The sequence below is a fragment of the Brevundimonas vitisensis genome (assembly GCF_016656965.1).
Lineage (GTDB): Bacteria > Pseudomonadota > Alphaproteobacteria > Caulobacterales > Caulobacteraceae > Brevundimonas > Brevundimonas vitisensis.
The window spans coordinates 2,502,943-2,516,075 of the sequence record NZ_CP067977.1; the positions used below are offsets into that span (position 1 = coordinate 2,502,943).

General features: G+C 68.0%; 15 protein-coding genes. 9 read left to right on the forward strand and 6 right to left on the reverse strand.

Annotated elements, in window-relative coordinates; all coding sequences use genetic code 11:
* Window positions 1-44 precede the first annotated feature (44 nt).
* The 5 genes from JIP62_RS12740 to JIP62_RS12760 all read left to right on the forward strand — a co-directional run bounded on the left by JIP62_RS12740 (window position 45) and on the right by JIP62_RS12760 (window position 2,838).
* The gene (locus tag JIP62_RS12740; protein ID WP_201102535.1) at window positions 45-692 is read left to right on the forward strand and encodes an EF-hand domain-containing protein; all 648 of its coding nucleotides are present in this window, start codon (window positions 45-47) and stop codon (window positions 690-692) included.
* Window positions 693-756: 64 nt separating this feature from the next.
* Entirely contained in the window at window positions 757-1,323 is a 567-nt protein-coding gene (locus JIP62_RS12745) for an RNA polymerase sigma factor (RefSeq protein WP_230974754.1), read from the forward strand.
* 1 nt (window position 1,324) lies between these two features.
* A complete protein-coding gene (locus JIP62_RS12750; protein WP_201102537.1) occupies window positions 1,325-1,753 on the forward strand; it encodes a hypothetical protein in 429 nt (142 codons plus the stop codon).
* Window positions 1,750-2,262 carry a periplasmic heavy metal sensor gene (locus tag JIP62_RS12755; protein WP_201102538.1) on the forward strand — a complete coding sequence of 171 codons (513 nt, stop codon included), beginning with the start codon at window positions 1,750-1,752 and terminating at the stop codon, window positions 2,260-2,262. The genes JIP62_RS12750 and JIP62_RS12755 overlap by 4 nt, the downstream gene beginning before the upstream one ends.
* A 45-nt stretch (window positions 2,263-2,307) precedes the next feature.
* On the forward strand, window positions 2,308-2,838 hold the full coding sequence (locus JIP62_RS12760) for a dihydrofolate reductase family protein (protein ID WP_201102539.1): 531 nt from the start codon (window positions 2,308-2,310) through the stop codon (window positions 2,836-2,838).
* 6 nt (window positions 2,839-2,844) lie between these two features.
* Here the strand turns inward: JIP62_RS12760 and JIP62_RS12765 are convergent, their stop codons facing one another.
* The 3 genes from JIP62_RS12765 to JIP62_RS12775 all read right to left on the reverse strand — a co-directional run bounded on the left by JIP62_RS12765 (window position 2,845) and on the right by JIP62_RS12775 (window position 6,308).
* Entirely contained in the window at window positions 2,845-5,151 is a 2,307-nt protein-coding gene (locus JIP62_RS12765) for a sensor histidine kinase (RefSeq protein WP_230974755.1), read from the reverse strand.
* Between the two features lie 62 nt (window positions 5,152-5,213).
* The gene (locus tag JIP62_RS12770) at window positions 5,214-5,816 is read right to left on the reverse strand and encodes a hypothetical protein (RefSeq protein ID WP_201102540.1); all 603 of its coding nucleotides are present in this window, start codon (window positions 5,814-5,816) and stop codon (window positions 5,214-5,216) included.
* A 78-nt stretch (window positions 5,817-5,894) separates the two neighbouring features.
* Window positions 5,895-6,308, reverse strand: a complete 414-nt coding sequence (locus JIP62_RS12775) for a CBS domain-containing protein (RefSeq protein WP_201102541.1) — start codon at window positions 6,306-6,308, stop codon at window positions 5,895-5,897.
* Window positions 6,309-6,424: 116 nt separating this feature from the next.
* Between JIP62_RS12775 and amaB the strand changes: the two genes are divergently transcribed.
* Window positions 6,425-7,927, forward strand: a complete 1,503-nt coding sequence (gene amaB / locus JIP62_RS12780) for an L-piperidine-6-carboxylate dehydrogenase (RefSeq protein WP_201102542.1) — start codon at window positions 6,425-6,427, stop codon at window positions 7,925-7,927.
* 37 nt (window positions 7,928-7,964) lie between these two features.
* Here amaB and JIP62_RS12785 read toward each other — a convergent pair whose 3' ends face one another.
* The gene (locus JIP62_RS12785; RefSeq protein ID WP_201102543.1) at window positions 7,965-8,630 is read right to left on the reverse strand and encodes a DUF1013 domain-containing protein; all 666 of its coding nucleotides are present in this window, start codon (window positions 8,628-8,630) and stop codon (window positions 7,965-7,967) included.
* 215 nt (window positions 8,631-8,845) lie between these two features.
* Here JIP62_RS12785 and JIP62_RS12790 point away from each other — a divergent pair, with 215 nt between their 5' ends.
* Entirely contained in the window at window positions 8,846-9,463 is a 618-nt protein-coding gene (locus tag JIP62_RS12790) for a beta/gamma crystallin-related protein (RefSeq protein ID WP_230974756.1), read from the forward strand.
* 3 nt (window positions 9,464-9,466) lie between these two features.
* Here JIP62_RS12790 and JIP62_RS12795 read toward each other — a convergent pair whose 3' ends face one another.
* A complete protein-coding gene (locus JIP62_RS12795) occupies window positions 9,467-10,438 on the reverse strand; it encodes an NAD(P)H-quinone oxidoreductase (protein WP_201102544.1) in 972 nt (323 codons plus the stop codon).
* 77 nt (window positions 10,439-10,515) lie between these two features.
* Here JIP62_RS12795 and JIP62_RS12800 point away from each other — a divergent pair, with 77 nt between their 5' ends.
* Together JIP62_RS12800 and rcdA are read left to right on the forward strand one after the other, a co-directional pair.
* Window positions 10,516-10,719 carry a DUF1192 domain-containing protein gene (locus JIP62_RS12800; RefSeq protein WP_201102545.1) on the forward strand — a complete coding sequence of 68 codons (204 nt, stop codon included), beginning with the start codon at window positions 10,516-10,518 and terminating at the stop codon, window positions 10,717-10,719.
* 124 nt (window positions 10,720-10,843) lie between these two features.
* The gene (rcdA, locus tag JIP62_RS12805; protein WP_230974757.1) at window positions 10,844-11,377 is read left to right on the forward strand and encodes a protease adaptor protein RcdA; all 534 of its coding nucleotides are present in this window, start codon (window positions 10,844-10,846) and stop codon (window positions 11,375-11,377) included.
* A gap of 56 nt (window positions 11,378-11,433) precedes the next feature.
* Here rcdA and JIP62_RS12810 read toward each other — a convergent pair whose 3' ends face one another.
* Complete coding sequence (locus JIP62_RS12810; protein WP_201102547.1) at window positions 11,434-13,008, reverse strand: L,D-transpeptidase family protein; 1,575 nt, start codon at window positions 13,006-13,008, stop codon at window positions 11,434-11,436.
* Window positions 13,009-13,133: the final 125 nt, after the last annotated feature.

A 13,133-nucleotide genomic window follows, 5' to 3' on the forward strand; every position in this document is an offset into this window, starting at 1 on the left:
CAAGACGGGGGTTTTGGATTCCCTTTGGGATCGTGGAGATCGAGATGAACAAGACCAAGACCAAGACATTGCTGGTCGGCGGCGTGGCAGCCCTGACCTTGGCCGCCGCAGCGGGCGTTGCCATTGCCCAGCAGTCCATGCCCGGTCAGGACCGTACGGGACAGGATCGTCCCGGCCGTATGCAGCGCGCCGACACCGACAACGACGGCCGTATCAGCCGGGCGGAGTTCGTCGATGGTCGGATCGTCCGCCTGACGGCCATGGATACCAACCGTGACGGCTCGGTCAGCGCCGAGGAGATGCAGGCGCATCGCGAGGCCCGGCGCGCCGAACGCGCTGACAGCCGCTTTGCCCGTCTGGATGCCAATGGCGACGGTTCGGTCACGCGGGCCGAGTTCGATGCCGCCGTCGAAGCGCGGCCGGAACGCGGTGACCGTGCCGGACGCCGGCATGGTCCCCGTGGGCCGCACCGTGCGGGCGGTCGCGGACAGGGCCGTGAGCGGGGTCCGGTGGTGATCGCCGAGGCCCAGGCCAAGGCGGAACAGGCCTTTGGCCGGATGGATGCCAACAGCGACGGCTATGTCACGGCCGAGGAACAGCGTGCCGCCCATCAGGCGCGCCGCGAGGATCGCCGCGAACGCCGGGCTGCCCGTCAACAGGCGGCATCGCCAGCGGCGTCGACTTCGGAGTAAGACCATGTCGGGGACGGTCGCGATCGCTCGGTCGCCCCTCCTTGCGCTCAGGAGAGAGGCCGGCTTGGCGAACGTCGCCGACCCCGATGAGGATCTGGTGCGCCGCGTGGGTCAGGGCGACCCCGCGGCCATTCAGGCCATGGTGGCCCGCAAGCTGCCGCGCATGCTGGCGCTCGCCCAACGGATGCTGAACGACCCGGTCGAGGCCGAGGATGTGGCGCAGGAAGCCATGCTTCGGGCCTGGAAACAGGCACCGCGCTGGACGCCGGGGCAGGCGCGGTTCGACACCTGGCTGCATCGGGTCGGGCTGAACCTGTGCTATGATCGGCTGCGGCGTCGCCGTGAGGTGCCGACCGACAGCCCGCCGGATCGTCCCGATGAGGGGCCCGCCCCGGATCGCGGCCTGATCGCCGCCGACACCGCCCATCGTGTCGATGCGGCCCTGGCGGCCCTGCCGGAGCGTCAGCGCGAAGCCATCGTGCTGTGCCACTATCAGGAACTGACCAATATCGAGGCTGCGGCCCTGATGGCGATCAGTGTCGAGGCGCTGGAAAGCCTGCTGTCCCGTGGACGCCGGGCTCTGAGACTGTCGCTGGCCGATCTCCGGTCCGGCGCAGATGGAGAGAGTTGAGATGACGCCGGATCGGTTCAACGCCCTGATCGACGCCTATGGCGCGGATGCGCGGCGCTGGCCCGTGTCCGAACGGGCGGCGGCCGAGGCCTTTCTGGCCACAGCGCCGGAGGCTACACGCGCAGCCCTGGCCGAGGCGGACGAGATCGATGCCCTGCTGCACGGGTCCAAAGCCCCCGTCGTCAGCATGGCCCTGCGCGATCGGGTGATTGCAGCGGCCGCAGAGTCGGGCCTGAAGGCCGGACGGACGGGGCGGCGGTGGCTGGACCGGATCTTCCTGGTGGCGGGCGCCGGCTGGGCGGCGGCGGCCTGTGCCGGGGTTGTGGCCGGTCTTGGCCTGACCACCCACCTGACGGCCGATGCCCAGGCCGATGCGGTCCTGTATCAGGCGTCGCTGGATGCCGTCGATGACACGGAGTGGGTGGGGTGACCGCACGCACATTGAAGATCCTGCTGGCCGTCTCGGTCGCGCTGAACCTGTTCGCGGCGACCGCCTTTGTGACCGTGGCCGTGACCCGTCCCAAGGTCGAGGAACGGGTAGAACAGCAGCGGCGACCCGGTGGCCGTCCGCCCGCATGGGAGGTGGTCCAGAGCGTCGATCCCGAAGTGCAGCAGACGGTTCGTGCCGCCATGCGGGCCTCGGCCCTGGCGGCTCGCCCGGACTTCGAGGAGGCGCGGACGCTGCGTCGCCAGGCCGTCCAGGCGGTCACCGCACCGGATTATGATGCCGCTGCCGTCCGCGCCCTGCTGGAACGCTCACGGACCGCCGAGCTGCGGGGACGGGCACGGCTGGAGGAGGATTCCCTGGCCCTGTTCGAAACGCTGACGCCCGCCGACCGCGCGGCCCTGGCCCCCATCCTGTCCCGCAATGGCCCGCGTGGTCGGGGCGGCGGGCGCGGGCGAGGGGAGGGACGTGAACCGAAGGTGCCGATGCCATAAGTCTGGCGCAGGCTCGACTGCAGTGAGCGTCAGGAGTTTTGGAACATGGCCAAGTTCGTCTTTGCGTTGAACCAGTCGCTGGACGGCTATGTCGATCATGACGCCTTCGCGCCCGATCCGGTTCTGTTTCAGCACTTCGTCGAGGACATGCGCAGTCTCTCGGGCGTGGTGCATGGACGACGCATGTACGAGACGATGCGGTATTGGGACGAAGACCAGCCTGGCTGGAGTGCCGCCGAACGCGATTTTGCCTCAGCCTGGCGAGCGCAGCCCAAATGGGTCGTGTCGCGCACCCTGAGGTCAGTAGGGCCGAACGCCACTCTGATTGATCGAGACGTTGAAGTTGAGTTGCGACGGATCAAGTCCGAGCATGAGGGCATCATCGAGGTCGCGGGGCCAGAACTGGCTAAAGGCCTGGGTGACCTCGGCCTGGTCGATGAGTATCGCCTCTATGTCCACCCCGTCGTCATCGGCGAGGGCAAGCCCCTGTTCGCAGGCCCGCGATCGCGGCTTCGCCTTGTTGAGCACGAGGTCATGAGTGGCGACGTGGTGCGGCTGACCTATGTCCCGGCCTGAGGCCGTTTAGGCCGCGCGGGCCTGTTCCACAGGCGCTGCCGCCGGGCGGCGCATCGGCAGGTCGAAGGCGACGGTGGTGCCGCGGCCGGGCTCGCTGTCCATCGTCAGTTCGCCGCCGTGCAGTTCGATCAGCGCCTTGGTCAGGGCCAGACCCAGGCCCGTGCCCTGGGTGGTCTTGGAATGCTGGCCCTCGACCTGTTCGAAGGGACGGGCCAGCCGGGCCAGGTCGTCGGCGGCAATGCCGATGCCCGTGTCGGTGACGGCCACCCGGATGCGTTCGCCCGCCGCCATCGACAGGGCCACGGTGATGCTGCCGCCTTCAGGCGTGAACTTCACCGCATTGGAGATCAGGTTCAGCAGCACCTGTTTGACCCCGCGATGGTCGGCCTCGATGGTCGGCAGGTCCGGGGTCTGCAGCCGCAGGGTCAGACCCGCCTCGTCGACCTTGCCCCGCATCAGACGGATCGCGTCCTCGCAGATCTCCTGCACCGAGACCGTCTCATAGTGCAGGGTCAGCTTGCCGGCCTCGATCTTGGCCATGTCCAGGATGTCATTGATCAGGCTGAGCAGATGCTGGCCCGAGCGCAGGATGTCGGCCGCGTAACCCTTGTACCTCTGGTCGCCCAAGGGGCCGAACATCTCGGCAGCCATGATTTCCGAAAAGCCGTTGATGGCATTCAGGGGGGTGCGAAGCTCATGGCTCATATTGGCCAGGAACTCGGACTTGGCCTGGTTGGCGGCTTCGGCCCGGGTCATGGCGACCTCGTATTTGCGCGCCAGCAGGGACAGCTTTTCCTGGCTCTTTTCCAGCTGGTCGATCATCTGACGCAGGCCATCGGCGGCGCGGCGGCGCTCGGCCTCCTGCATCTTGATGGTGGTGATGTCGGCGGCGGTGACGACCGTGCCGCCGTCGGACGTATAGCGCTCGGACAGCTGCAGCCAGCGGCCGTCCTGGAGTTCGACCTCGCGCGCACCGGCCCGCGACCCGGCGGCCGCGTGTTCGGTCTTGATGGACAGGGCGGCGATGCGGTTCAGCTCGTCCTTCTGGGCCCCGCGCCGGACCACGCCCTCGTCGAAGCCGAAGGCGTCCTTGAAGGCCTGGTTCCACAGGATCAGCCGGCCCTGGCGGTCAAACAGAACAAAGGCGTCAGACACGCTCTCGATACCATCGCGCAGGCGCCCCTCGGCGGCCTGGGCCTGGGCCTTGGCACGGCGTTCCTCGGTGATGTCCAGAGCCACGCCGAGGATGACGGTGAAGCCTTCGTCGCCCCGGTCGCCGCGGGCCTGACCCCGCGCGTCGATCCAGCGGGCGCGGCCCTGTGGGTCAGGCACCGGAAAGCTGGCCTCGAAGGCTCCGAAGGTCGCCGCCTGGCGCAGGGCATGAAGCAGCGGATCGCGATAGCGCGGATGGACGCGGGCCATCACGATTTCGGCAGGCACCACCCCGCCGCGCTCGAGGCCCAGCATCACGGCCATATAGTCCGAGACGGTGACCTGATCCGCCTCCAGATCCCATTCCCAGACACCGCAGCGGGCCCCTTCGACCGCTACCCGGAACCGGCGCTCGGTCTCGGCGAACTCCTTTCGCAGGCCCCGCTGCCGGGCCTGCTGGATCAGCACCAGCAACAGAACCATGGCGCCGATCACCACCGGTGCCAGCAGGACCCAGGCATCGTCCAGCAGGTTGGGGGCGGTCGACTGCGGCTGAGATCCGACCACGCTCAGGCCGGTTTCTCCCAGAGGCAGGGCGACGCGACGGGTATTGGCCGACCCCGCATCGGTGGCGGCCTCGGTCGGCATCAGATTGACCGTGACGTCCGCGTCGGCGCTGTTCAGGGCCGGCAGGGCAGTGGTCGTGGTCACCCATTGGTCGGCAGCCGGTCTGCGCGTCAACAGGGAGCGACCGTCCGGGCTGAGGCGGGTCCCGGCCACTCCGGCATCGCCGATCGAAAAACGGGTGTTCGGTGCCGCCGCCTGGGCACGGGCCAGGGCGGCCGGGGCAGAGCCGTCTTCGAGCGCCTGAACGGCGACGCTCAGTCCGGCCGCCGCTTCGCCCAGGCGGGCCTGGATCACGGCGGCATAAAGCTGGGTTTCGCGGTTCAGCGCCTGTTCGCGCAGGGTCTGGGCTTCACGGGCCGGACGGGCCAGTTCGCGGGCGAAGAGCAGCACATAGACGGCGACAGCCAGCGTAATGCAAAGCAGCAGGATGCGAGCCCAGGCGGGCGGACCCCTGCGGTTGTCCGAGGCGCGTCGCCCCGGTCCGCTGTAGCGGCGCTCCGTGCCCCGCAAGGCGGCCTCCCGACGATTCAGCACCGTGGGAATCTAGGCTGCGTCGCGAGGATGTGTCGAGACGCTGCGTAACCTTGGCTTAACCCTTACGCCGCCTGTGGCGCGCGGGACTCAATCTGAGCCGGGGTCGGCCTGGACGGTGCGGTTTGGGTGGAAGAGGGGGCTGCCAGCACATCGGTGATGCCCTTCACCACCGTGCGGGCCTGGCGGGCCAGGGCGCGGGCCTCGGGCGGGGCGTCCTCGGGGGCTTCATCGACGGCGTCGATCAAGGCCTGGGCCACGGCCATCAGCTGAGGCGCAGCGGCGATCAGCCGGGCCTGAAACTCGATGCGCTCGGGATCGCGGTCGTATTCGGCCCCGGGCACGCGCCAGCCGCCCCAGTCCGCTGCGTCCGTCACCACGACGGGATAGCTGCCGGGGAAGGGGTGGTGGGGGCAGTCCTCTGCCGCCTGCCATTTGTTGCGGGCGCGCAGCAGCCGCCATTGCTCGGTGGCCTGCGCGGCCGGGTCCTCGACCGGGGCGAGCAGCTCATGCCCCAGGAATTCCCGGCCCAAACCCACGTCATAGGTGACGCGGACCGGCTCTTCGAAGCCCTTGGCCCAGACGGGCTGGACCTTCTCGATCTGGGCCCATGCACCGACGCATTCGACCCAGACCTTTTGACCCTTCTGGAACTGCGCGCGTGCCATTCGACCTCCAACCGCAGGTCAGAATGACCGGCATCGGTGAACGGGGCGTTTGGAGGCAGGGTGAAGAAGCGGTGAACGTCAGGCCGTGCGCGAGATGTCCTCAAGCGCCTCGCCGGCGTATTTTTCCTTCACGCGGGTGGACAGGTCGCCCAGAGACACCACGCCGACCAGACGCTCGTTCTTGTCCAGCACCGGCAGGCGGCGGATCTGGCGGCTGCCCATGGCGTCCAGCACGGTCTTGAGGTCATCGTCCTCGTGGGCGGTGTGCGGGTCGCGGGTGATGTATTCGACCACGGAGGCAGAGGGCGCGGCCCCGGCGGCGACGGCGCGGACAGTGATGTCGCGATCGGTGATCGTGCCGATCAGGGTTTCGCCATCGGCCACGGGCATGAAGCCGAAATCGCCGGCGGCCATGCGGGCGGCAACTTCCTGGATGGGATCACCGGGGCGGGCGATCTGGACATCCTTGCTCATCACATCGCGAACTTTCATGGCATTGGCTCCTGACAGGGGGAATGCGGTTCAGAACCCGATGACGGCGCGGCGGTTCCGCTTTGCCTGTGCCGCAGGCACCGCTAAGCCGGGCCGACAAGACAAGGAGACGGGCGATGACCACAGCAGCGGATGAAGCCAGAAGCATCCTGACGCGACTGGGCGTGGCCGACGGGGTCTGGGGCGGTGATCTGCCGACCCGCTCGCCGATCGATGGCTCATCGGCAGGCCGCCTGCACGAGGCCACGCCGGATCAGGTCCAGGCGGTCATCGCCCGTTCGGCAACGGCCTTCCAGGCCTGGCGGCGGGTGCCCGCGCCGCGGCGGGGAGAGCTGGTTCGGCTGTTGGGTGAGGAACTGCGCGCGTCCAAGGCCGACCTGGCCCGTCTGGTGACGCTGGAGGCCGGCAAGATCGTGTCCGAGGGCCTGGGTGAGGTGCAGGAGATGATCGAAATCTGCGACTTTGCCGTGGGCCTGTCACGGCAGCTGTACGGCCTGACCCTGGCCAGCGAACGCCCGGGCCATCACATGCGCGAGACCTGGCAGCCGCTGGGGCCGGTTGCGGTGATCTCGGCCTTCAACTTTCCGGTGGCGGTCTGGGCCTGGAATGCGGCGCTGGCCCTGGTCTGCGGCGATCCCGTGATCTGGAAGCCGTCCGAAAAGACGCCCCTGACGGCACTGGCCACCCAAGCCGTGTTCGAGCGTGCAGCGGCGCGTTTTGCCGATGCCCCGCCGGGTCTGTCGCAACTGCTGATCGGCGGAAAGGAGATCGGAGAGGCCCTGGCCGCCGATCCTCGCGTGCCGCTGGTTTCGGCAACGGGATCGACCCGAATGGGACGGGCCGTGGCCACGGCGGTCGCCGGACGTCTGGGACGGTCTCTGCTGGAACTGGGCGGCAACAATGCCATGATCGTGACGCCCTCGGCCGACCTGGACATGGCGGTTCGGGCGATTGCCTTTTCCGCAGTGGGCACATGCGGCCAGCGCTGTACGACCCTGCGGCGGCTGCTGGTGCATGAGGATGTGGCAGAAGGCCTGATCGCGCGGCTGGTGGCGGCCTATGACACCCTGCCGATCGGCGACCCGCGTCAGGAAGGCGTGCTGTTGGGGCCCCTGATCGACGAGGCGGCGGTGGACGGGTTCGAGACCGCCCTTGCCCAGGCCGCCGAACAGGGCGGGCAGCTTCTGGTCGGCGGGACGCGGGTGGAGGGGGCGGTGTCCTATGTGCGGCCCGCCATCGTGCGGATGCCCGCCCAGACGGCCGTGGTCGAGCACGAGACCTTTGCGCCCATCCTCTATGTCATGACCTGGTCGGACTTCGACGCAGCCGTGGCGATGCAGAATGCGGTGCCGCAGGGGCTGAGTTCCTGCGTCTTTACCGACAGCGTGCGCGAGGCGGAGGCCTTTCTGTCGGCCTGGGGCTCGGACTGCGGCATCGCCAATGTGAACATCGGCCCGTCAGGCGCCGAGATCGGCGGGGCATTTGGCGGTGAAAAGGAGACCGGCGGCGGCCGCGAGTCCGGGTCGGATGCCTGGAAGGCCTATATGCGCCGTCAGACCCAGACGGTGAATTTCAGCCGCGACCTGCCGTTGGCCCAGGGCGTGCGCTTCGAGGTGTAAGGCGCGCCCTCCCCCGTGAAGGGGAGGGAAAAAGGCATCAGTCGCGCTTGCCGAACACCGATTCGGCGGTGGGTTCGGCACCACGACGTTCCGCGGCATCGGGGACGAACTCCGGCTCGGCGGGTTCGGCCTCGATCTCCTGCAGGGTCGGACCGCCACGCTTGAGGTCGTCCTTGGCCTTCTTGTCGGCGGCCTTTTTGACCACTTCGTCCAGCTGCAGCTGCCCGACGAGACCCAGGGTCACCGGATCGACGGCCTTGATGTTGGCGCTGTTCCAGTGGGTGCGATTGCGCACGCTTTCGATGGTGGACTTGGTGGTCCCCAGCAGCTTGGCGATCTGGGCGTCGGTCACCTCGGGGTGATTGCGCACGAACCAGGCGATGGCATCCGGGCGATCCTGACGGCGCGAGACGGGGGTGTATTTCGGCGGGGCCTTGGCCGGCTTCAGCAGCTCGGCATGGCGGCTGACGACGGCCTTCATGCGATAGGCCTCGTCGTTCTGGGCCTTGTCCAGCTCTTCGCGGGTCAGCTGGCCATTGACCAGGGGATCGGCCCCCCGGATGTCGCGCGCCACGTCGCCGTCAGCGATGCCGCGCACTTCCAGCGGGTGAAGGCCGCAGAAGTCGGCGATCTGTTCGAAGGTGAGCGAGGTATTGTCGACCAGCCAGACTGCGGTCGCCTTGGGCATCAGGATGTCGGTCATGGACCTGTATTCCGGTTCTGTGGCGGCCTTTGAAGGGTCGCGGAAACAAAGGCGCCCGACCTTTCGGCCGGGCGTTGATGTTTCGATATAGGCCGTTTCTGCAGAAAAGAAAACGATGTCCGACAACCTCATACAGCTACGGTTCATCCAGGCTGTGAACAATGGAGCCCATGGACGCGTTTGGCGTCACAGGAACTCAACTGGAGGGAATTGATATGCTGTCGATCATCAGCCTGGCGGCCATGGCGGCCCTTTCCGGCGCGCCTCAGGAATATGCCCCCTACGGCGGCCAGGACGGCCCCCAGCGCGTGGCCCCGCGCGGCAGCTATGCGGCCACCTGCAGCGGTTCCTACGTCAACCAGGGTCGACTGTATGCCGATTGCCGCGATGAGCGCGGGCGCCTGCGCGGCACCTCCATCGATCTGCAGCGCTGCGGCAACTACGACGTCGCCAACGACAATGGCCGTCTGGTCTGCGGCAACGTTCGCGGCGACTTCGAGAACGGCGGCGGAAACAACGGCGGCGGCTGGGGCGACCACAATGGCGGTGGCAACTGGGGCGGCAACGGTGGCCGCAACACCATCACCGTCTATCGCGATGCCAACTACCGCGGTGCTTCGCTGACGCTGCGCGGTGCGATCCCCGACCTGCGGTCCAGCGGCCTGAACGACCGGATCAGCTCGATGCGCTTCCAGGGCGAATGGGAAGCCTGCACCGACGCCAACTTCCGTGGGCGCTGCCAGACGTTCAACTATGACGTCAGCAATCTGGAGCGCTTCGGAATGAACGACAGCATCTCGTCGCTGCGCCCGGTGCGCGGCGGTCGCTGGTAACCGCTACGGCGTCAAGACGATCTTGCCGACGTGCTCGCCCGCCTCAAGCCTGAGGTGGGCGAGGGCGGCCTGATCCAGCGGGAAGGTCGCCTCCACCGGAGGGCGGACCGCACCCGACACGACCCAGGGCCAGGCCCGGTCGCGCACCGCCGCGATCAGCCTGGCCTTTTCGTCGGCCGACCGGGCGCGCAGGGTCGAGCCGGTCAGGACCAGACGCTTCATCATCACCCGTCGCAGATCGACCTGGGCCAGCGGCCCCGACAAGGTGGCGATGACAACCCAGCGGCCGCCGGGTTTCAGGGCCTCCAGGTTCAGCGTCGCATAGTCGGCGCCGACCATGTCCAGCACCACATCGACCCCGCCGGCAGCCGCGATCGCCGCCGGAAGATCATCTCGCGTGGCATCCAGGCTGATGTCGGCCCCCAGCGACAGGGCCGCGGTCGTCTTGGCCAGACCGCGCGACGTGGCGATCACGTGGGCACCTGCCGCCTTGGCCATCTGAATGGCGGTGACGCCGATGCCGCTGGTGGCTCCATGGATCAGCAGGGTCTCGCCGGATTTCAGCCCGCCCGCCTCGAAGACATTGGCAAAGACGGTGATCAGGGTCTCGGGCAGGGCCGCCGCCTGGATGTCATCCAGATCGGCGGGCAGGGCCAGCAGATGACGCGCATCGACCACGGCATGGTCGGCATAGCCGCCGCCGCCCAAAAGGGCACAGACGCGGTCGCCCAGGCTCCAGCCGGTGACGCCCTGGCCCAACTGGTCGATCTCGCCGGCGACCTCCAGTCCCAGAATGTCCGAGGCTCCCGGCGGGGCGGGATAGAAGCCCCCGCGCTGAAGCAGATCGGGACGGTTCACGCCCGCCGCCCGGACACGGATACGCACCTGTCCCGGAGCCGCCTCTGGCGTCGGCCGCTGACCCAGCCGCAGCGCCGTGGCCGGGCCGGAGCCGCCGTCGATCTCGATCACCCGCATGACGTCACCCTTGCAATCGTCCGTGTCCAGGCGTTCAGATAGGGGCTCGCCACGGTGAAGGCCAAGGAGGTGGCACGATGTTCGAGGATCTGGAGCCCCGCGCAAAGCGCGGCGCAGCGGTCGCGTCCCTGTCCCGAGAGGACCTCGACCTGTATGCCGTCGAAGAGCTGAACGAGCGGATCGAGGCGCTGGAGGCCGAGATCGCCCGTGTCCGTGCGGCCATCGACTCGAAGAATTCGCGCAAGAGCGCGGCCGATGCTCTGTTCAACTTCGGCCGTTAAGGGTGTTTGACTATCGCGATGCGCCACGGCTCGTGGCACGGGAGTTGCAGAACCGGTCCGGTGGCCGTCCTTTGGGGACAGAGCCGGGACGATACGCGGGATTTGCATGAGTACGGTTGAGTTGATGGCCACTGACGACCTGAGCCCGCCCGCACCAGACGTTCCAGCCGGCAGCGGCTGGAACCGCGCGGGCGAGGTCCGCGATTTCGCCGCCTCGGAACTGTTCGATCGCACCTTCCGCGAAGGGATGGAACTGGTCGAGGAGACCGCCGCCTATCTGGACGGAGATGGCCGCCGGGAATCCAAGCTGCTGTCGCGCGTCGCGGCCCTGGCCTATGCCGGTGAGAGCATGACGCTGACCACGCGCCTGATGCAGATCGCGTCCTGGCTGCTGGTGCAGCGGGCCGTGCGTGAAGGCGACATCGCCCCCGAAGCGGCGGCGCAGGATCGCTATCGCCTGGCCGAACGCAAGCCGGCCGAAACGCCGACCCATCCCGAACTGCCCATTGCCCTGATCGAATACATGGTGCGCGCCGAAAAGCTGCACGATCGTGTCCTGTATCTGGACCGGCGCATGTATTCGGACCTGCCGGCCGAGGAGGTCGTCAATCCGGTGCTGAGCCAGATGGATCGCCTGGCGGCTGCCTTCGGGGGGTAGCATCCGCTTTCCCTCCCCCGCCGGGGGAGGGAGAAGTCGGTGGCAGTTCTCTTCCTTTACGGTCCGACGTCGTTGCTGTCGGCGCGGCCGTCGATGACCGGACGCGGCAGGCTGACGGCGATGCCAAGGGCGTCGGCCAGCTTTTCATCGCGGCTATAGACATCTTCACGGAAGGCGACGCGGCCCAGACCGTCGACGAAGGCGGTCCAGTAAAGCAGGCGCACGCTGATCTCGCGGCCGGTCTGGATCCGCTTGGTCTGGCGGCTGTCCTGAGCGGCGTCGAACTCGGCCAGCCGATCCGGGTCGGGCGACAGCAGCAGACGCGCAAACTCGACGGCACCCTGCACGCGGACGCAACCATGCGAGCGGTGGCGATAGGCATTGTTGAACGCTGCCTTGGACGGGGTGTCGTGCAGGAAGATGGCGTAGCTGTCGCGCAGCTCGAACTTCACATAGCCGAGCGCCGCCGTCGGGCCGGCCCGCTGAATGACCGTGCCGTTGGAGATGTACATATTGTTGGCCGCCAGATAGGCGGGCCCGCGCGGCAGGATCTCGTTCCGGGCAATGCCAGCCGGCACATACCACGGCGGGTTGGCGACGACCGAGGCGAATGGTTTTTCCAGGCTGGGCGTCTGGTTCTCGGGCGTGCCGACGACGACGCGGTTGGAGTGGACCGGCTTGCCGTCTTTCACATAGACCATGATGGCGGCGGCGGTATTCACCTCGATCCGCTCGGGTGCCAGGTCGCGCTTCAGCCAGCGGCGCCGCTCCAGGTTCAGGGCGATCTGACGGGCCCGGTCCTCGGCAGAGGCCGACAGTGAACGCTGAGTGCCGGTCCCGATGCGGCCGTCGGAAACCAGGCCGTGGCGGGTCTGGAAGCTGCGAACCGCCGCTTCCAGTTCGGGGCCGTAAAAGTTGCCCATGCCGGACAGGCGTGCGCCATCGGCTGCCGACAGATCACCCTCTGCCACCAGACGCGCCACCAGGGCAGGGACGCGCGGGTCGCTGCCGCCCGGCTCGATATTGGCCCCGGCCCGGAACACGGGCCAGCCGCCGTCCTGGATCAGGCGGCGATACCGGACATAGCCAGCCGAAAGATTGGAATAGCCCAGGTCCGTCGGAGCCAGCCCCTCGAACCAGTCCACCAGGCGATTGGTGGCCAGGGCGTTGTTCAGACCCGCGGGCAGGTCGACGCGGTTCTTCTGCATCTCCCACAGGTCTTCGACCGTCTCCGGCCGGACCCGACCTTCGGCCAGAACGCGGGCGTAGGTCAGGGCCGCAACCGTGGTGTTCATCTCCAGGCGCGAAGCGTCGGTGACGGCGGCGTCGAAGTCGAAGAAGTCGCCCTGGGACAGGCCATGGCGCTCAGCGCGGGAAGCCGCCTGGCGAAGCACGCGCACACGCTCGGCCGTCCAGACCGGGTTCCAGCCGTTGATCTCGTAGAAGGCGCGGACATCGCCCTGGAAGGCGGCGGGCACGCGGGCCAGAAGGTCGTTGAAGCCGTCATAGAAGGCCACGGCAGCGGCCGACCGGGCCTGAGACTGGCTCTGGACCTGAGCCTGCGCGGCCATAGCTGTCGCGCCCGACACGGCGGTCACCGCAGCACCCAAGGCCAATTCGCGTCGATTCATGACAGATCCGCTCTTGCTCGCCCCGTGACGGACACCTTGTCCGCACCCCGAAAGCCAACGCCCGCCATGTTATCGGCGTTCCGCGCAAACAGAAAGCGCCGGCCCGAAGGGACCGGCGCTTCCGT

What these genes read in the sequence shown, in the direction of transcription:
- JIP62_RS12795 (WP_201102544.1), bottom strand. Translation starts at nt 10,438, where the DNA reads ATGCGGGTGATCGAGATCGACGGCGGCTCCGGCCCGGCCACGGCGCTG.
- JIP62_RS12800 (WP_201102545.1), top strand. Translation starts at nt 10,516, where the DNA reads ATGTTCGAGGATCTGGAGCCCCGCGCAAAGCGCGGCGCAGCGGTCGCG.
- JIP62_RS12785 (WP_201102543.1), bottom strand. Translation starts at nt 8,630, where the DNA reads ATGACCGACATCCTGATGCCCAAGGCGACCGCAGTCTGGCTGGTCGAC.
- JIP62_RS12760 (WP_201102539.1), top strand. Translation starts at nt 2,308, where the DNA reads ATGGCCAAGTTCGTCTTTGCGTTGAACCAGTCGCTGGACGGCTATGTC.
- JIP62_RS12740 (WP_201102535.1), top strand. Translation starts at nt 45, where the DNA reads ATGAACAAGACCAAGACCAAGACATTGCTGGTCGGCGGCGTGGCAGCC.
- JIP62_RS12775 (WP_201102541.1), bottom strand. Translation starts at nt 6,308, where the DNA reads ATGAAAGTTCGCGATGTGATGAGCAAGGATGTCCAGATCGCCCGCCCC.
- JIP62_RS12750 (WP_201102537.1), top strand. Translation starts at nt 1,325, where the DNA reads ATGACGCCGGATCGGTTCAACGCCCTGATCGACGCCTATGGCGCGGAT.
- amaB (WP_201102542.1), top strand. Translation starts at nt 6,425, where the DNA reads ATGACCACAGCAGCGGATGAAGCCAGAAGCATCCTGACGCGACTGGGC.
- JIP62_RS12790 (WP_230974756.1), top strand. Translation starts at nt 8,846, where the DNA reads ATGCTGTCGATCATCAGCCTGGCGGCCATGGCGGCCCTTTCCGGCGCG.
- JIP62_RS12810 (WP_201102547.1), bottom strand. Translation starts at nt 13,008, where the DNA reads ATGAATCGACGCGAATTGGCCTTGGGTGCTGCGGTGACCGCCGTGTCG.
- rcdA (WP_230974757.1), top strand. Translation starts at nt 10,844, where the DNA reads ATGGCCACTGACGACCTGAGCCCGCCCGCACCAGACGTTCCAGCCGGC.
- JIP62_RS12770 (WP_201102540.1), bottom strand. Translation starts at nt 5,816, where the DNA reads ATGGCACGCGCGCAGTTCCAGAAGGGTCAAAAGGTCTGGGTCGAATGC.